At 60.2% G+C, this 18,166-nt stretch carries 17 protein-coding genes; 14 read left to right on the top strand and 3 right to left on the bottom strand.

The features are described 5' to 3' along the window. Positions 1-128: 128 nt before the first annotated feature. The 13 genes from IP76_RS09100 to IP76_RS09040 all read left to right on the top strand — a co-directional run bounded on the left by IP76_RS09100 (position 129) and on the right by IP76_RS09040 (position 13,854). Positions 129-647 carry a protease inhibitor Inh/omp19 family protein gene (locus IP76_RS09100; RefSeq protein WP_054157897.1) on the top strand — a complete coding sequence of 173 codons (519 nt, stop codon included), beginning with the start codon at positions 129-131 and terminating at the stop codon, positions 645-647. A gap of 55 nt (positions 648-702) precedes the next feature. Then, positions 703-1,881, top strand: a complete 1,179-nt coding sequence (zapE, locus tag IP76_RS09095; RefSeq protein WP_054157896.1) for a cell division protein ZapE — start codon at positions 703-705, stop codon at positions 1,879-1,881. Between the two features lie 162 nt (positions 1,882-2,043). Further along, a complete protein-coding gene (gene mdh / locus IP76_RS09090; protein WP_054157895.1) occupies positions 2,044-3,006 on the top strand; it encodes a malate dehydrogenase in 963 nt (320 codons plus the stop codon). A 31-nt stretch (positions 3,007-3,037) separates the two neighbouring features. After that, positions 3,038-4,231, top strand: a complete 1,194-nt coding sequence (gene sucC / locus IP76_RS09085; protein WP_054157894.1) for an ADP-forming succinate--CoA ligase subunit beta — start codon at positions 3,038-3,040, stop codon at positions 4,229-4,231. A 17-nt stretch (positions 4,232-4,248) separates the two neighbouring features. Further along, positions 4,249-5,151 carry a succinate--CoA ligase subunit alpha gene (sucD, locus tag IP76_RS09080; protein ID WP_006724463.1) on the top strand — a complete coding sequence of 301 codons (903 nt, stop codon included), beginning with the start codon at positions 4,249-4,251 and terminating at the stop codon, positions 5,149-5,151. Between the two features lie 163 nt (positions 5,152-5,314). Continuing rightward, on the top strand, positions 5,315-8,311 hold the full coding sequence (locus IP76_RS09075; RefSeq protein WP_054157893.1) for a 2-oxoglutarate dehydrogenase E1 component: 2,997 nt from the start codon (positions 5,315-5,317) through the stop codon (positions 8,309-8,311). A gap of 58 nt (positions 8,312-8,369) precedes the next feature. Beyond that, entirely contained in the window at positions 8,370-9,605 is a 1,236-nt protein-coding gene (odhB, locus tag IP76_RS09070) for a 2-oxoglutarate dehydrogenase complex dihydrolipoyllysine-residue succinyltransferase (RefSeq protein ID WP_054157892.1), read from the top strand. Between the two features lie 12 nt (positions 9,606-9,617). Next, positions 9,618-10,031 (top strand): MAPEG family protein, encoded by a 414-nt coding sequence (locus IP76_RS09065; protein WP_054157891.1) that lies wholly within the window; start codon positions 9,618-9,620, stop codon positions 10,029-10,031. A gap of 8 nt (positions 10,032-10,039) precedes the next feature. After that, entirely contained in the window at positions 10,040-10,534 is a 495-nt protein-coding gene (locus IP76_RS09060) for a hypothetical protein (RefSeq protein WP_054157890.1), read from the top strand. After that, positions 10,531-11,280: an SDR family oxidoreductase gene (locus IP76_RS09055; protein ID WP_054158076.1), complete on the top strand. Its 750-nt coding sequence runs from the start codon at positions 10,531-10,533 to the stop codon at positions 11,278-11,280. Before IP76_RS09060 ends, IP76_RS09055 begins: the two co-directional genes overlap by 4 nt. A gap of 25 nt (positions 11,281-11,305) precedes the next feature. Then, positions 11,306-12,712 (top strand): dihydrolipoyl dehydrogenase, encoded by a 1,407-nt coding sequence (gene lpdA / locus IP76_RS09050; RefSeq protein WP_054157889.1) that lies wholly within the window; start codon positions 11,306-11,308, stop codon positions 12,710-12,712. A 129-nt stretch (positions 12,713-12,841) separates the two neighbouring features. Then, on the top strand, positions 12,842-13,342 hold the full coding sequence (locus IP76_RS09045) for a cytochrome b (protein ID WP_054157888.1): 501 nt from the start codon (positions 12,842-12,844) through the stop codon (positions 13,340-13,342). 41 nt (positions 13,343-13,383) lie between these two features. Then, the gene (locus IP76_RS09040; RefSeq protein WP_054157887.1) at positions 13,384-13,854 is read left to right on the top strand and encodes a DUF2867 domain-containing protein; all 471 of its coding nucleotides are present in this window, start codon (positions 13,384-13,386) and stop codon (positions 13,852-13,854) included. Positions 13,855-13,882: 28 nt separating this feature from the next. Here the strand turns inward: IP76_RS09040 and IP76_RS09035 are convergent, their stop codons facing one another. The 3 genes from IP76_RS09035 to IP76_RS09025 form a co-directional block, all read right to left on the bottom strand. Further along, positions 13,883-14,869, bottom strand: a complete 987-nt coding sequence (locus tag IP76_RS09035; protein WP_156318528.1) for a TraB/GumN family protein — start codon at positions 14,867-14,869, stop codon at positions 13,883-13,885. 92 nt (positions 14,870-14,961) lie between these two features. Next, the gene (locus tag IP76_RS09030) at positions 14,962-16,053 is read right to left on the bottom strand and encodes a TraB/GumN family protein (RefSeq protein WP_054157885.1); all 1,092 of its coding nucleotides are present in this window, start codon (positions 16,051-16,053) and stop codon (positions 14,962-14,964) included. Positions 16,054-16,145: 92 nt separating this feature from the next. Then, the gene (locus IP76_RS09025) at positions 16,146-17,072 is read right to left on the bottom strand and encodes a tyrosine recombinase XerC (protein ID WP_054157884.1); all 927 of its coding nucleotides are present in this window, start codon (positions 17,070-17,072) and stop codon (positions 16,146-16,148) included. 146 nt (positions 17,073-17,218) lie between these two features. Here IP76_RS09025 and IP76_RS09020 point away from each other — a divergent pair, with 146 nt between their 5' ends. Beyond that, a complete protein-coding gene (locus tag IP76_RS09020) occupies positions 17,219-18,112 on the top strand; it encodes a GNAT family N-acetyltransferase (RefSeq protein WP_156318527.1) in 894 nt (297 codons plus the stop codon). The last annotated feature ends 54 nt before the right edge of the window (positions 18,113-18,166 follow it).

The following is an 18,166-nucleotide window of genomic DNA, read 5'->3' as shown; positions in this document are numbered from 1 at the left end:
TCGTATCTGAAGGGCAGGAATGTCCTTCCCTCGCTATGGGGAACTTGATTAACCACATCGCGGTAACATATTTCTAACCGAGTTATACGGCATGTTGCGGCAAGTGTCGCGAGAGCGGGAGTATTAAGATGAAATTCAATCACGCTGTGACGGGGGTCGCGATCCTGCTGGCTCTCGCCGGTTGCCAGCGCACCAGCTATAGCAATATCAATTCTGCCAACAGTTCATTGCCGCCGCTGCAGGCGCAGCCGGTGCCGCAGGTTCAGTCCGGCCAGTTGCCTCCTCCGGGCGGCACTGCCTCACAATTCCCGACGGCGCCGACGAATACGGCTGCCGTCAATCCTTCCGTCGCGCCAGCCACAGCAATGGATGTCACGAAGGCTTCCATGGTTGGTAACTGGCGTGTCCAGGCCGCCGGCTCAAGCTGCGACATGTTCCTTACGCTCACCGATCTCGGAAGCGGTGCCCGCGGTGGTACCCGTGGCTGCACCGGCGAACTCAGCACCATGCGTTCCTGGGAGGTTTCCGGCCGCCAGGTCGTGTTCAAGGATCCCAATGGCAATGCGATTGGTAGCGTGTACAAGACCGCGGATGCTCGCTTCGACGGCAGCACCGGTTCCGGCCAGTCTCTCAGCCTGAGCCGCTGATCCTTCTGCAGATCTGCAGCGGCGCCAGGCGCCGCTGCCCCGGCGGAGCCTATCCATGGACCCTATTCCCGATTATGCGCTGAGCGTCGCAGAGCAGCTGCGCGCCTTGACGAAGGGTGGCGCTTTACAAGCTGATCCGGCCCAGATTGGTGTCGCGCAGAAACTCGATCGCATCCTGCTTGATCTCAAGGCCCGCAAACCCGCGGCCAAGAAAAGCGCACTTGGCTGGATATTCGCGCAGAAGCGAAAGCCCGATACGGCAGTCCGGGGGCTCTACGTTCATGGTAGCGTCGGGCGCGGCAAAACCATGTTGATGGACATGTTCTTCGAGATGGCGCCGATCGAAAACAAGCGAAGGGCGCATTTCCACGAATTCATGGCCGATGTGCATACGCGCATTCATGCACATCGTCAGAAGTTGAAGGCCGGCGAGACGAAGCAGGCCGATCCGGTGCCGCCTGTGGCCGCCGCCCTGCGCGAAGAGGCGCAGCTCCTGTGTTTCGACGAATTCACCGTCACGGATATCACTGATGCGATGATCCTCGCACGATTGTTCACCGAGCTTTTTGCCCGGGGCTGCATTCTCGTCGCAACGTCCAATGTCGAGCCTGACAATCTCTATCGGGATGGCCTCAATCGCGGCCTGTTTCTGCCGTTTGTCGATATCCTCAAGCGCCACGTGGAGGTGGCTTCGCTGGATTCACCGACCGATTACCGCATGGAAAAGATCGATAGCCTCCCAGTCTTCGTGTCTCCGCTTGGTGCGGAAACGCGCAAGCAGATGGATATAGCTTGGCGCCAGATCACCGACGGAGCCGTTGAGGCATCCATGCAGATCGCCATGAAAGGGCGTCACATCGATGTCCCGATTGCTGCGGGGCGATGCGCACGATTTTCTTTCCGTGAGCTTTGTGAGCGACCGCTCGGAGCTTCCGATTATCTGGCGATTGCTCAGCGTTTCGAGGTGGTGTTCGTCGAAGACATCCCCTTCCTCGGCCCGGACAATCGCAATGAGACGAAGCGGTTCATCATTCTCATCGATGCGCTTTATGATGCGGGCGTTCTTCTATTCGCCTCCGCTGTCCGCCCACCCGATCAACTCATGGTCGAGAAAAAAGGCACGGAAGGTTTCGAATTTGACCGTACAGTTTCGAGACTTTTTGAAATGCGCAGCGTCGAGTATCGAGACCAGCATCAGGGCAAGCGTCACGAAACCGTAAACATTCGGTCATAAAATTCTTACGTTTACGTAAGAATTTTGACTTCTAACCGATTGAAATTCCTAGCTCCAAAATAATCGTTTGCGATTTTGCCCCGCAAGCGCTATGCGATCTGTCCACAAGGGCCAGCTAACGCTCGTTTCAACCTTGTCGTTGATCCAAAAGGAAGTTCTTCGATGGCACGCAAAAAGATCGCTCTTATCGGTTCCGGAATGATTGGTGGTACGCTGGCGCATCTCGCCAGTCTGAAGGAACTGGGCGACATCGTCCTGTTCGACATTGCTGACGGCATCCCGCAGGGCAAGGGACTCGACATCGCCCAGTCTGGTCCGGTCGAAGGCTTCAATGCCAAGTTGTCTGGCGCCAGCGACTACGCCGCGATCGAAGGCGCCGATGTCTGCATCGTCACCGCCGGTGTTGCCCGCAAGCCTGGCATGAGCCGCGACGACCTGCTCGGTATCAACCTCAAGGTCATGGAGCAGGTTGGCGCCGGCATCAAGAAATATGCCCCGAACGCCTTCGTCATCTGCATCACCAATCCGCTCGACGCGATGGTCTGGGCGCTGCAGAAGTTCTCCGGCCTGCCAGCCAACAAGGTCGTCGGCATGGCCGGCGTTCTCGACTCGGCTCGCTTCCGCCACTTCCTCTCGGAAGAGTTCAAGGTTTCCGTCCAGGACGTCACCGCATTCGTTCTCGGCGGCCACGGCGACACCATGGTGCCGCTCGCGCGTTACTCGACCATCGGCGGCATTCCACTGACCGACCTCGTCAAGATGGGTTGGGTGACCAAGGAGCGCCTCGAAGAAATCATCCAGCGCACCCGTGACGGTGGCGCTGAGATCGTAGGTCTCCTGAAGACCGGCTCGGCCTACTACGCCCCGGCCGCCTCTGCCATCGAGATGGCGGAATCCTACCTCAAGGACAAGAAGCGCGTTCTGCCGGCTGCTGCTTACCTGACCGGTCAGTACGGCGTGAAGGATATGTATGTCGGCGTGCCGGTCGTGATTGGCGAAGGCGGCGTCGAGCGCGTCATCGAAATCGACCTCAACAAGGCCGAAGAAGAAGCCTTCCAGAAGTCTGTCGGCGCCGTTGCCGGCCTCTGCGAAGCCTGCATCAACATCGCGCCGGCTCTCAAGTAATTGCCATTTCGCCCAAAACAGGGACACGACAATGAACATTCATGAATATCAGGCCAAGGCTCTTCTGAAGAGCTTTGGTGCACCGGTCGCTGAAGGTGTGGCGATCTTCTCTGCGGAAGAAGCCGAAGCTGCCGCCAAGCAGCTGCCGGGCCCCCTCTATGTCGTCAAGAGCCAGATCCATGCTGGCGGCCGCGGCAAGGGCAAGTTCAAGGAACTGTCGCCGGAAGCCAAGGGCGGCGTCCGCCTCGCTTTCTCGATCGACGAAGCCAAGGCTCATGCCAAGGAAATGTTCGGCAACACGCTGGTGACCGCCCAGACGGGCGAAGCCGGCAAGCAGGTCAACCGTCTCTATATCGAAGACGGTGCCGACATTGCCCGCGAACTCTACTGCTCGCTGCTCGTTGATCGCTCGGTTGGCCAGGTAGCCTTCGTCGTCTCGACGGAAGGTGGCATGGACATCGAAGCCGTTGCGCATGACACGCCGGAAAAGATCCACACGATCGCGATCGACCCGCTGACGGGCGTCACCGACGCCGATGTCGCCAAGATCTCGGCTGCTCTGGAGCTGACCGGTGCTGCTGCCGAAGACGCGAAGTCGCTTTTCCCGATCCTCTACAAGGCCTTCGTCGAGAAGGACATGGCACTGCTCGAGGTCAACCCGCTGATCGTCATGAAGAATGATCATCTGCGCGTTCTCGACGCCAAGATGTCCTTCGACGGCAACGCGCTGTTCCGCCATGACGACGTCAAGGCGCTGCGCGACGAGACCGAAGAAGATGCCAAGGAAATCGAAGCCTCCAAGTGGGATCTCGCTTACGTGGCCCTCGACGGCAACATCGGCTGCATGGTCAATGGTGCCGGTCTCGCCATGGCGACGATGGACATCATCAAGCTTTACGGCAAGGAGCCGGCAAACTTCTGCGACGTCGGCGGTGGCGCTGGCAAGGAGAAGGTCGCGGCTGCCTTCAAGATCATCACGGCTGATCCGAAGGTCGAGGGCATCCTCGTCAACATCTTCGGCGGCATCATGAAGTGCGACGTCATCGCGGAAGGCGTGATCGCCGCCGTGAAGGAAGTCGGCCTGAAGGTTCCGCTCGTCGTGCGCCTCGAAGGCACCAATGTCGAACTTGGCAAGAAGCTCCTGAACGAATCCGGCCTCGCGATCACCGCAGCCGACGATCTGGACGACGCTGCCAAGAAGATCGTCGCGGCGATCAACGGCTAATCTGAGGAACCTATTCGATGTCCATTCTTGTAAACAAGAACACCAAGGTCCTCGTTCAGGGCCTGACCGGCAAGACCGGCACCTTCCACACCGAACAGGCGCTAGCTTACTACGGCACGCAGATGGTCGGCGGCATCCATCCGAAGAAGGGTGGCGAAAACTGGACCGGCTCCAAGGGTGAAACCCTGCCGATCTTCGCGACCGTTGCCGAAGCCAAGGAAAAGACCGGTGCAGACGCATCCGTGATCTATGTTCCGCCGGCCGGCGCTGCCGACGCCATCATCGAGGCGATCGACGCCGAGATCCCGTTCATCACCTGCATCACCGAGGGTATCCCGGTCATGGATATGGTGCGGGTCAAGGCCAAGCTCGACAAGTCCAAGTCGCGCCTTCTCGGCCCGAACTGCCCGGGTATCCTGACGCCGGAAGAATGCAAGATCGGCATCATGCCGGGCTCGATCTTCCGCAAGGGCTCGGTCGGCATTGTCTCGCGCTCGGGAACACTTACATACGAAGCTGTGTTCCAGACCTCGAACGAAGGCCTTGGCCAGACGACTGCCGTTGGTATCGGTGGCGACCCGGTCAAGGGCACCGAGTTCATCGACGTCCTCGAAATGTTCCTGGCCGATCCGGCCACGACCTCGATCATCATGATCGGCGAAATCGGCGGTTCGGCTGAAGAAGACGCAGCGCAGTTCCTCATCGACGAAGCCAAGAAGGGCCGCAAGAAGCCGATGGCCGGCTTCATCGCAGGCCGCACGGCTCCGAAGGGTCGCACCATGGGTCACGCCGGCGCTGTCGTTTCCGGTGGCAAGGGCGATGCGGAATCCAAGATCGAAGCCATGGAAGCGGCTGGCATCAAGGTTTCGCCTTCGCCGGCACGTCTGGGCAAGACCCTGGTCGAAGTCCTCAAGGGCTGAGACCTGACGAAAATCAAGCCAGGCGAAGGATTGGTCCGCCAAACCTTCGCCTGGACTTCGCATATCAAGAACGATTCGCTCGTCGAGCGAACGTTGAGCGGCAGGCCGGGCATCCGGCCATCAATTCTAGTCGGGAGGCGGGCGGACGCGCTCGCGTAACACAATGAGTAGGCAAGAGGCCAACGAGCAGTTCCTGATCACGTCATTCCTCGACGGACAGAACGCAGCCTATATCGAGCAACTCTACGCACGCTATCAGGAAGATCCCTCCTCGGTTTCTGACGAGTGGAAGGCCTTCTTCAAGGCGCTCGCGGACAATCCGACCGATGTCAAAAAGGCCGCCAGCGGTGCGTCCTGGCAGCGCAGCAACTGGCCGCTTGCCGAAAGCGGCGACCTGGTCTCTGCCCTCGACGGCAATTGGGGCAAGGTCGAAAAAGTCATCGAAAAGAAGGTTCAGGCCAAGGCCGAAGCTGCTGCTGCCACCACTGGCAAGCCGGTTTCGGAAACGGAAGTCCTGCAGGCAACGCGCGACAGCGTGCGTGCCATCATGATGATCCGCGCCTATCGTATGCGCGGCCACCTGCATGCCAATCTCGACCCGCTCGGCCTTGCAGCGCCCGTCGAGGACTACAACGAGTTGTCGCCGACGGCCTATGGCTTCACGGAGGCCGACTACGACCGCAAGATCTTCATCGATAACGTGCTGGGTCTGGAATATGCCACGATCCCGCAGATGCTAGACATCCTGAAGCGGACCTACTGTTCGACGCTCGGTGTCGAATTCATGCATATCTCCAATCCGGAAGAGAAATCTTGGATTCAGGAGCGCATCGAAGGCCCCGGCAAGGGCGTTGAATTTACGCCGAACGGCAAAAAGGCGATCCTGCAGAAGCTGGTCGAGGCGGAAGGCTTCGAGCAGTTCATCGACGTCAAGTACAAGGGCACCAAGCGCTTTGGTCTCGACGGTGGTGAATCGCTGATCCCGGCACTTGAGCAGATCATCAAGCGGGGCGGCCAGGAAGGCATGGAAGAGATCGTTCTCGGCATGGCCCATCGTGGCCGTCTGAATGTGCTCACCAATGTCATGGCCAAACCGCACCGCGCGGTCTTCCATGAGTTCAAGGGTGGTTCGTTCAAGCCGGATGAAGTCGAAGGTTCGGGCGACGTCAAGTATCACCTCGGTGCCTCGTCAGACCGCGAGTTTGACGGCAACAAGGTTCACCTGTCGCTGACGGCAAACCCGTCGCACCTGGAAATCGTCAACCCCGTCGTGATGGGCAAGGCCCGCGCAAAGCAGGACCAGCTCGCCAAGGTCTGGGATGGCGATGTCATTCCGTTGCAGGAACGCTCCAAGGTTCTGCCGCTTCTCATTCACGGTGATGCGGCCTTTGCCGGCCAGGGTGTCGTTGCAGAAATCCTCGGTCTGTCGGGTCTGCGCGGTCACCGCGTTGCCGGCACGATGCATGTCATCATCAACAACCAGATCGGCTTCACCACCAATCCGGCTTTCTCGCGTTCGTCGCCTTATCCGTCTGACGTCGCAAAGATGATCGAAGCGCCAATCTTCCACGTGAACGGTGACGATCCGGAGGCGGTTACCTATGCCGCCAAGATCGCGACCGAATACCGGATGAAGTTCCACAAGCCTGTCGTCATCGACATGTTCTGCTACCGCCGCTTCGGCCACAACGAAGGCGACGAGCCTGCGTTCACGCAGCCGAAGATGTACAAGGTCATCCGGGCTCACAAGACGGTGGCGCAGCTCTACGCCGAGCGTTTGATCTCCGAAGGCCTGATGAATGAGGGCGAATTCGAGCAGATGAAGGCCGACTGGCGCGCCAACCTCGAGTCGGAATTCGAAGCTGGCCAGAGCTACAAGCCGAACAAGGCTGATTGGCTGGATGGCCAGTGGTCGGGTCTGCGCTCGGCCGACAATGCCGATGAACAGCGTCGCGGCAAGACAGCTGTTCCGATGAAGTCGCTCAAGGATATCGGTCGCAAGCTGTCGACCATTCCGGAGACATTCAAGGCCCACCGCACGATTCAGCGTTTCATGGAAAACCGTGCGCAGATGGTCGAAACCGGTGAAGGCATCGACTGGGCGATGGCCGAGGCGCTTGCCTTTGGGTCTCTGGTTGTCGATGGCCACAAGATCCGTCTGTCCGGCCAGGATTGCGAACGCGGTACCTTCAGCCAGCGTCACTCGGTTCTCTACGATCAGGAAACCGAAGAGCGCTACATCCCGCTCGCCAATCTAGCACCGAACCAGGCCCGCTACGAAGTCATCAACTCGATGCTCTCGGAAGAAGCGGTTCTCGGTTTCGAGTACGGTTATTCGCTTGCCCGTCCAAACGCTCTGACCCTGTGGGAAGCCCAGTTCGGGGACTTCGCCAACGGTGCGCAGGTCGTGTTCGACCAGTTCATCTCGTCGGGTGAACGCAAGTGGCTGCGCATGTCCGGTCTCGTCTGCCTTCTGCCGCATGGCTATGAAGGTCAGGGACCGGAGCACTCTTCCGCCCGCCTCGAGCGCTGGCTGCAGATGTGCGCCGAAGACAACATGCAGGTCGCCAACGTCACGACGCCGGCAAACTACTTCCACATTCTGCGTCGACAGATGAAGCGCGACTTCCGCAAGCCGCTGATCATGATGACACCGAAGTCCCTGCTGCGTCACAAGCGGGCCACGTCCAGCCTTGCTGAGATGGCCGGTGAATCTTCGTTCCACCGTCTGTTGTGGGATGATGCCGAAGTCATCAAGGACGGCCCGATCAAGCTGCAGAAGGATGCCAAGATCCGTCGTGTCGTGATCTGCACCGGCAAGGTTTATTACGACCTGCTGGAAGAGCGCGAAAAGCGTGGGATTGATGATATCTACCTGCTGCGCATCGAACAGCTCTACCCGTTCCCGGCCAAGGCGCTGATCAACGAGCTCAGCCGTTTCCGCAATGCGGAGATGGTCTGGTGCCAGGAAGAGCCGAAGAACATGGGTGCCTGGTCGTTCATCGACCCGTATCTGGAGTGGGTGCTCGCTCATATCGATGCCAAGTATCAGCGGGTTCGCTACACCGGCCGTCCGGCTGCCGCCTCGCCGGCGACGGGCCTGATGTCGAAGCACCTCGCACAGCTCGAAGCCTTCCTCGAGGATGCACTGGGCGGTTGATCCGCCCACGTGCCACCCCCGCAGACCGAAACGTTCTCTGACCAACGGAATTGAGATCATGGCCACTGAAATCCGCGTACCCACGCTTGGCGAATCCGTCAGCGAAGCCACCATCGGCACCTGGTTCAAGAAGGTTGGCGACACCGTCAAGGCTGACGAACCGCTCGTCGAATTGGAAACCGACAAGGTCACGGTCGAAGTTCCGTCGCCCGTCTCCGGCGTGCTGACCGAGATTGTTGCGCAGAACGGCGAGACCGTCGGTCTCGGCGCACTGCTTGGCCAGATCGCCGAAGGCGCCGCTGGCTCTGTCGCTGCATCCGCGCCGGCTCCTGCTGCGGCACCTGCTGCTCCGGCTCCGGTTGCTGCTGCACCCGCCGCTGTCGCCTCTGCCCCGGCTGCTGCCATGCCGGCGGCTCCGGCTGCTGCAAAGCTTGCTGCTGACAACAACATCGCAACTGCCGATGTCGATGGTTCTGGCAAGCGTGGCCAGGTTCTGAAGGGTGACGTGCTCGCGGCCATCGCCAAGGGCACAGCATCGCCGGCTCCTGCCGCCGTTCCTGCAGCGCCGCGTGCTGCCTCGTCCGCAAGCGACGCGCCGCGTGAAGAGCGCGTGAAGATGACCCGCCTGCGCCAGACGATCGCCAAGCGCCTCAAGGACGCCCAGAACACGGCTGCCATGCTGACCACCTATAACGAGGTGGACATGAAGGCGGTCATGGACCTGCGCAACCGCTACAAGGACATCTTCGAGAAGAAGCACGGCGTGAAGCTAGGCTTCATGGGCTTCTTCACCAAGGCCGTCACGCATGCGCTGAAGGAACTGCCGGCCGTTAACGCCGAAATCGACGGCACCGACATCATCTACAAGAACTACTGCCATGTCGGCGTTGCTGTCGGCACGGACAAGGGCCTCGTGGTTCCGGTCGTGCGCGATGCCGACCAGATGTCGATCGCCGAAATCGAAAAGGAAATCGGTCGTCTTGGCAAGGCTGCCCGTGATGGTCAGCTGTCGATGGCAGACATGCAGGGCGGCACTTTCACCATCTCCAACGGCGGCGTCTACGGTTCGCTGATGTCCTCGCCGATCCTCAATGCTCCGCAGTCGGGTATCCTCGGCATGCACAAGATCCAGGAGCGTCCGGTTGTTGTCGGGGGCCAGATCGTCATCCGTCCGATGATGTATCTCGCCCTCTCCTACGATCACCGTATCGTTGACGGCAAGGAAGCGGTCACCTTCCTCGTTCGCGTCAAGGAAAGCCTGGAAGATCCAGAACGCCTGGTTCTTGATCTCTAAGGAGTATCCGCGATGGAACCGGTATCTGCTTCCGCCTCTCCGCTCGTCCTGCTCCTTGGCTGGAGCGTGGTTCTTTTGGTTGCGCATGTCCTCCTGCAGGGCATGCTCGCCACCAAGGAGTTGGGCACCAAGTGGAATGCCGGCCCCCGGGACGACAACAAGCAGCCGGCGGGTAAGCTCGCCGGTCGCGCTGCGCGCGCGTCTTCGAACTTTCGCGAGACCTATCCGGCCTTCGTGGCGCTTGCAGCGGGTCTCCTCTTCACCGGTGAGACCTCGGGTCTCGGCTTGATCGGTGCCGTTGTCTGGTTCGTCGGACGCATTGCTTACTACCCGCTTTACCTGGCGGGTATTCCCTATATCCGGTCGCTGGTGTGGACGGGTTCTATGGTCGGCCTCGGCCTGATGTTTCTCGCGCTGACATTTTGAGGTGAGGCATGGGCGCGCCACTGGGAGCATGCGTTCTTCTTGCCGCGCTTGCGCTTTCTCACGCGGCTTGGGCCGCTGATTGCCTGATTGAAAAAGCTACCTATCGCGAAGCCGAAACTGGGGTCGAACTGGTTTTTGCCGCGGCGAGCGGTGAAAACACGCCAGTGACGCATGGCTTCTCCACGACAGTCGGCAAATTCAAGCTCGACGGTTATGTCATGTACGATCCCGAGATTGAGCGACCCATCGGCATACTGATGAACAACTGCCCCGAAGGCGACGTGACAGGCGCGGATCTCGCTGCCTGCACCGTCTGGAAAGGCATTGTCTACGGCATCGACGAGGCGACGGGTCATGTCGATCTTCTCCCGTCGGAAGGCGCTGCAGCTCCCGATGCGCTTCTCCTGCCGGGCTTCGGCCCCGCCGTCTTGGCCTCGTCTGCAGGCAAGGCTCTCGAGACCGGCCCTTGGGATGTCTTCGAGTTCAAGGGATGCGCCTCATGACCAGCCGGCCTATTCTCCTTGTTACCGGCGGCAGCCGAGGCATCGGTGCTGCCGTCTGCCGAAAGGCCGCGGCGCAGGGTTATGACCTGCTGGTGAACTACCGCTCCGACAAAGCTGCTGCCGAGGCCGTTGCTTCCGATTGCCGAATGCTCGGTGTGAGGGCGGAGATCGTACAGGGCGATACCGCGGATGAAGGTGGGATCGCGGCGATCTTCTCCGCTGCTGATCTCCTTGGCCCCCTCTATGGTCTCGTAAACAATGCCGGCGTCGTCGATGTCACCGCACGGGTCGATGAATTCGACCGGGTGCGGCTCGACCGCATGTTTGCCGTCAATGTCATCGGCAAGATCCGCTGTGCCTCAGAAGCCGTGAAGCGCATGTCAACGAAGCATGGCGGGCAGGGTGGCGTGATCGTCAACATTTCCTCCATGGCTGCCGTGATCGGCAGTCCGGGCCAATATGTTGACTATGCCGCCGCCAAGGCTGCGGTCGATACCTTGACTGTCGGGCTTTCGCGTGAAGTCGCGACCGAGGGCATCCGGGTCAATGCTGTCAGGCCCGGTATCATCGACACCGAAATCCATGCCTCCGGCGGTCTTCCGAACCGTGCCCGCGATCTCGCTCCCATCGTCCCGATGCAGCGACCCGGCACGGCCGACGAAGTGGCCGACAGCGTTCTTTATCTCCTCTCGCCTCAGGCATCCTATGTGACGGGTGCCCTCTTGAATGTCAGCGGCGGTCGGTAACCGTCGAAAACGAAGGAAGCTCCTCATGTCTTATGATGTCATCGTTATCGGCTCCGGCCCCGGCGGCTATGTCTGCGCCATCAAGGCGGCCCAGCTCGGCCTGAAGGTTGCCGTCGTCGAGAAGCGCCAGACCTATGGCGGCACCTGCCTCAACATCGGCTGCATCCCGTCCAAGGCCCTGCTGCACGCGTCGGAAGTCTTCCACCATGCCTCGCATGGCATGTCCGATCTCGGCGTGGACGTCGGCACTCCGACCCTCAACCTCGAAAAGATGATGGCGCACAAGGATGCGACCGTGAAGTCGAATGTCGAGGGCGTTTCCTTCCTGTTCAAGAAGAACAAGATCGACGGCATCCAGGGCACTGGCAAGATTCTCGCCGCGGGCAAGGTCCAGGTGACCAACGATGCCGGTGAAGTCCAGGTCCTCGAAACCAAAAACATCGTCATCGCCACCGGCTCCGACGTTGCCGGCATTCCGGGCGTTCAGGTCGATATCGATGAGAAGATCATCGTGTCCTCGACCGGAGGTATCGCGCTCGACAAGGTGCCGGGCAAGATGGTTGTCGTCGGCGGTGGCGTGATCGGCCTCGAGCTCGGCTCGGTCTGGTCGCGCCTTGGCGCCAAGGTGACTGTCGTCGAATATCTCGACACGATCCTCGGCGGCATGGACGGCGAAGTCTCCAAGCAGTTCCAGCGCATCCTTGCCAAGCAGGGCATGGAGTTCAACCTCGGCGCCAAGGTCACCGGTGTCGAGAAGTCGGGCGAAGGCGCCAAGGTCACCTTCGAACCGGTCAAGGGTGGTGAAGCCCAGACGATTGACGCCGATGTCGTGCTCGTCGCCACCGGCCGCAAGCCCTACACCGCTGGTCTCGGCCTCGAAGAAGCCGGCGTTGCGCTCGACAATCGTGGCCGCGTCGAGATCGACGGCCACTACCGCACCAATGTTGCCGGCATCTATGCCATCGGCGACGTGGTCAAGGGCCCGATGCTCGCCCACAAGGCGGAAGACGAAGGCGTGGCACTCGCCGAAATCCTCGTTGGCCAGCATGGTCACGTCAATTACGAGGTCATTCCGGGCGTCGTCTACACCCAGCCGGAAGTGGCCTCCGTCGGCAAGACCGAGGAAGAGTTGAAGTCGGCCGGCGTCGCCTACAAGGTCGGCAAGTTCCCGTTCACGGCAAATGGCCGTGCCCGCGCCATGCTTGCCTCGGACGGCTTCGTCAAGGTTCTCGCCGACAAGGACACCGACCGCGTTCTCGGCGTGCACATCATCGGCCTCGGCGCCGGCGAGATGATCCACGAGGCCGCTGTGCTGATGGAGTTCGGCGGTTCGTCGGAAGATTTGGGCCGCACTTGCCACGCGCACCCGACCATGTCGGAGGCCGTGAAGGAAGCAGCTCTCGCTACCTTCTTCAAGCCGCTACACATGTAAGGTCTGCAGAACTGATATAAGCCAATTATTATATTTCAGTAAGATTGAAGGCTGTCGCTTGTACCCCAAGCGGCGGCCTTTATCATGTGTGGGCACTGCCTCTTTCCCGAAATGACAAAAGGCAAACCAATGTCCGTGATCGCCCCCACCTCCTACTCCCTTTTCCAGAAGGCCCTGCACTGGACGATGGCTCTTCTCATTCTCTTCAACCTGATCTTCTCCGACGCGATGGAGGAAGCGGTCGAAGCCTATGAGCGAGGCGAAGTGCCCTCGCCAGCTGATCTCTCCTCTGCGAACATCCATGCCTATGTCGGTATAGCGGTGCTCTGTCTTGGGCTGATCCGGCTCGCCGTGCGCCTGACCCGGGGAGCGCCTGCCGCGCCGGCCGAGGAGCCGCCGGTCCTGCGGCTTGCGTCGAAGATTGCGCATGGCACTTTCTACGCGCTGTTCATTCTGCTGCCGCTGAGCGGCATCGGTAAATACTACTTTGGCAACGAGATTGCCGGCGAGCTTCACGGCGGGCCTCTTAAGCTTCTGATGTGGGTGCTGATCGTGGTTCACATTGCCGCAGTGCTGGTGCATCAGTTCTACTGGAAGACCCCGGTCGCTCAGCGTATGACCAAAGGCTGACACAAGGCGCCCCTGTGGTCGCCAGTTTCCGGGGGCGTTGCATGTCAAAAGTATCGTTGGAACCCGTGGCAATGCCGCATCCTGCCCTTCCCTCGGCTAATTGGGCGGATCGCTATGCCGTCATCGCACTTGCTCCTGACGCTACTGCGCTCGATCTTGCGAGACAGATATTCGGGCGTTCTCCCCGTTGGGTGGGCTTGCTGCTGGCGCTGCGCAACCGGATTGTCGGGCTGTTCGGCTTGAAGTCCGCGGAACTCGGGATCGCGGACAGCCAGACGATTGGAGCTTTTCCCGTCGTCAGCGCCCGCGACGATCAGGTTGTGCTCGGCTTCGACGACGCCCATCTCAATTTTCGGATCGTGCTGGATGTCGCGGCTGCCGGTCCCCAGGCGCGGAAACTCGCCATCACAACGCTGGTTGAGCGGCACAATCTGTTCGGCAGACTTTATATTTTTGTGATCACCCCGTTCCACAAGCTGATCGTCCGCACCATGCTGGCGCGGATGCGTTGAGGCTGTCCTGCTTTTAAGCTCGCTTTAGTCAGCTTCCGACACGCGTGACGACAAAGCCTTGCTTGCGGATGAGTTCGATCAGGCCTTCGTCCCCCGGCAGGTGAAGCGCGCCGATGGCGATCATAACGCCACCCTCCTGGAGATAGCCGGCGGCTCTTTCCGCCATGCGGTGATTTCGAGCCGTGATCATCTTGTCAGCAAAGGCGCGTGCCGTCACCGGGTCCCAGCCCATGATCTCGTTGAGAATGATCATCATGCCGGTATCCTGCGCCTCATAGAGTTCGATCAGGGCGCCGGTCTGTTCTTCACCGGAATGGGGCGAGCTGAACTGCTGAATGAGACTTTCCAGCATCGGGCCGTCCGGCAATGAGGCGATAGAAGCGAACTGTTCCGCAGGCGTTTCGAGGCCAGCGACAAAGATACCCTCTTGCATTGCCGTGTTCACCAGCAAATGGTCGAGCACGATCTCGCCTTCGTTCAGCAGGCGCGTTTCGCAGCGGTCGCTCATCAGGTTGAAATAGATGACCCATGGCCGCATGCGGGCCAGCATTTTGACGCTCAGTCCGCGTGTGGCGAGTGCATCCTGAAGTGCGGGCCGGCGCGCCTCTGGAAGCACCTGATCAAGCGTGCCGGTCGCGAGCATGGTCAGATCCGGCCGCATCAGCAGTTGCTGTTGGATCAGCTGAGGCGTGCCAATTTCCTCCAGTTCCACGAGCAGGGTCTCGACCTGTGTCAGGGCCTCGTCGACGGCGGGGGTTATCTTGCTGACGCGCGGATCACGCAGATGCGCTGTGCCGAGGAGCCAGGAGGGGGCGAGCCCCTCCTTTTCGATCTTCCACAAAAGGCCGTGGTTGTTCTTGATCTCTGCGGAGCGCTGTTCCAGCTGGCGAAAGGCCTGCGGATCTGCAGCCTTGAGCTTTCCGATCATGCTCTGGGAGGGACAGGAGACCTCTGCGGCGGCAGGAAATGCAGCAAGGAGGCTGACCAAGGCCAGGGACAAGATAGGAATTCGCACGCTAGCCTCCGTTGGCAGACACCGGGATCGAACAGATCAGACAATTGAGCGGTGCTGTAACGAAAATTCGACGCGGCTGCGATGGACCGGTGTCACTCTACGCGAGACAGTCGGTATCCCTGTCGTCGCAGGAGTTCGACCAGGCCCTGTTCGCCCGGCAGATGGAGCGCTCCGACAGCGATAAAGGCATTGCCTTTTTCAAGGTGCTGGGTGCTGCCCTTGGCCATGACGAGGTTGCGATCGCTGATGATGCGGCTTTCGAAGGCGGCATAAGCACTTTCATCACCCTCTGTCGTGGACGGAGCGACGGTTTTCAGCAAGGGCATGGTCATGCCGATATCGCCGGAGAGGTAGAGTTCCGTCATGGTTTCCATGACGTCTTCCATCTTGTCGCCGAGCGTGATCGTCTCGACCAGAGCTTTGAAGTGGAAGTCGATGGGCAGGTCTGCCATGGCTTCCAGCTGCTCGACCAGTGTTTCAAGACCGGCGACGGGTTTTCCGGCTGCCACCGCGTCCTTGGCAATCTGCATGTCGAGGAAAGATGCACCGCCTGCCTTGCGGGACAATTCGCACGCGGGCAGGGCGACGAAGCTCGCAAGGATCCAGGGCTTCATCTTGGCGACCACGGCGAGCGACAGACCGCGCTGTTTCAGGCCCTCGTCGAGCTTGGTGAGTGATGCAGCGTCAAGATGGTCCTTGATACTGGTGCCATCTGTGAACATTGTCAGTTCCGGATGCATGAGGAGGGCAGAGCCAGCCTTGTTCTCATCCAGGATTTCATCCGATTCGATGACCACGACATTGGCGTCGGCCGCAGCAAGACGGGCACCCTCCGGCATCTTGAGGACACGGGGGTCCGTCACATGCATGGTGCCGAGCAGCCAGGAGGGCTTGACGCCGTCCTTTTCGATCTTCCAGAAAATACCCCTGCCGTTCGGGATCGCATCCGCCTCCGCCTGGATCTCTGCGAGCAGCGCGGGATTCTCTTTCGCCATGCTCTCCAGCAGGTTGTTGCCCTTGCAGGCTGCTGCATCGGTGGCTTTTGCGGTGGAGATGGATACCAGCGTGGCGAGGAGGACTGTCAGCATCAGGAGGGGCAGGGCGCCGACAATAAACTGCAGAACCTGTTCCATCGAAAGGCGCGGCCATCGGGTTCGCAGCGAGAGGATGCGTTGGGCGGTCATGACATCTCCTGTGTAAGTGTCAGGACGATAGTCCGAACTAGCCTCATGATTGATTAAGGCGTGTGGTTAATCCCGAAGCTGAGCATGCGCGCTTATCGGGCGCGAGGATGGGCTCGGTCGTAGATGTCGAGAAGGCGGGCGCTATCGACGCCGGTGTAGATCTGTGTGGTCGACAGGCTGGCATGGCCGAGCAGTTCCTGGATCGTCCTCAGATCGCCGCCGCTGCCGAGCAAATGGGTGGCGAAGGAATGACGCAAGGCATGCGGCGTTGCCGAATCCGGCAGGCCAAGGGCCGAGCGAAGGCGCTGCATTTCGCGCTGGATGATCGCCGGCTGCAATGGCCCACCGCGCGCTCCGCGAAACAGCGGCTTGCCGGCTTCCAGATGATAGGGGCAAAGCTTGCGATAGACCGCGACCGCCTCGCCAACGACTGGGAGAAGCGGCACGATGCGCATCTTTCCGCCCTTGCCGGTAACCCTGAGGCTTGTCGTCTTTTCCTGAAAGGCCTCAGGCGGCAACCCAAGTGCTTCTGAAATGCGCAGGCCGCAGCCATAGAGAAGAGTGAGCACGGCGGCATCGCGCGCCGCGATCCACGGCTCCTCGTTCATCTGCGTCGCGCGGTCGACGACGGTGACCGCCTGGCTGCCGCTCAGCGGCTTTGGCAGGGATTTCGGCTGTTTCGGTGAGCGAATCGCGCTGGCGCCGGCAGCATTCACCAATCCCTTGCGCTCCAGATAGCGGAGGAAGGAGCGCAGGCCGGCAAGATGGCGGCCGAGTGTGCGGGCACCGGCGCCGTCCTTGCGGCGATGGGCCAGAAAACCGCGCAGATCTGCTGGCCGAAGCGCCTGAATGTCCGATAGCGCCACGCTTCCGCCGACATGTCCGGACAGAAACTGCAGAAATTGGCGCGTATCCCGCTCGTAGGCTTCCAGCGTATTGCCGGCCAAGCGGCGTTCGTCTCCGAGGCTTTCGAGCCAGGATTTCCGTTCACCGAGAAGTTTTTCGTCTGCGGGGATCAATTTTGCGCCGTCTGCGTTGTCAGTGGTTGGAAATCCGACCCACGATGCCGTGGGAGGGTTACCGAAGCACTAACGACAGGGGCTGTCATGATCGGATCACACCGGGGTGTCAAAGAGGCTCGAACTCACTGGCGAGGATCCCGCTGATGCGCCGTCCCACCGTTTCCACCCTGGGCAGTTTCTCCGAAGCCGTCACGCTCGTTTCTCAAGGTCGACCTGGCCACATCGTCGATACGCTGATCGCCGAGCGCGGCCAGAAGATCGTCAAGCATCCGCTCTGGCCGGTGATGCGGCCTTTTGTCTACACGCTGCTGCGCTATGGCAAGGCGGTGGAATTCGCGGATGATGTGGCGCGCCTCAACGGGGCGCAGGTGTTCGATTATCTGAGTGCGGCTCTGGACCTCAAGATCGGGGTTCGCAATGCCGACCGTATTCCGCCCGAAGGCGGTTTCATTCTCGTCAGCAACCATCCGACGGGCATTGCCGACGGTGTCGCGATGTATGACCTGTTGAAGACGCGGCGCCCCGACATGACCTTCTTCGCGAACCGCGATGCGATCCGGGTCAATCCGCGACTGGCCGAAATCATCATCCCTGTGGAGTGGCGCGAGGAGCACAAGTCCAAGCTCAAGGCACGCGAGACACTTCAATTGACCAACCGCGCGATCGAGGAGCGCAAGGCCGCCATCCTGTTTCCATCCGGCCGCATCGCCTATTGGGACAACGGTCGGCTGAACGAGCGTCCGTGGAAGACTTCGGCGGTGTCGCTTGCCCGAAAATACGATCTGCCGATCCTGCCGGTGAACATGAAAGCTCGCAATTCGGGCCTATTCTACTGGTTTGCGAATTGGTCGACCGAACTCAGGGACATGACCGTTTTCCACGAGTTGCTGAACAAGAGGGGTCAGCAATTCGACTTCACGGTCGGTCCGCTGATCCCGGTCAGCGCATTGGACGGTGATGTGACGGAGGTGACCAGGGCACTGGAGGCCTATACCGTGCACCAACTGCCGCAGGAGCCTGACCGCGCTTTCGGCTGACGCTCTCCCTCATATCGCAATCGGATATTCCAATTCCGGTCCGGCGGGGGCAAG

Source organism: Rhizobium sp. AAP43 (assembly GCF_001296045.1).
Lineage (GTDB): Bacteria > Pseudomonadota > Alphaproteobacteria > Rhizobiales > Rhizobiaceae > Allorhizobium.
The sequence above is the reverse complement of the archived record's forward strand: the minus strand, read 5'-3'. Positions and strand labels throughout refer to the sequence as shown.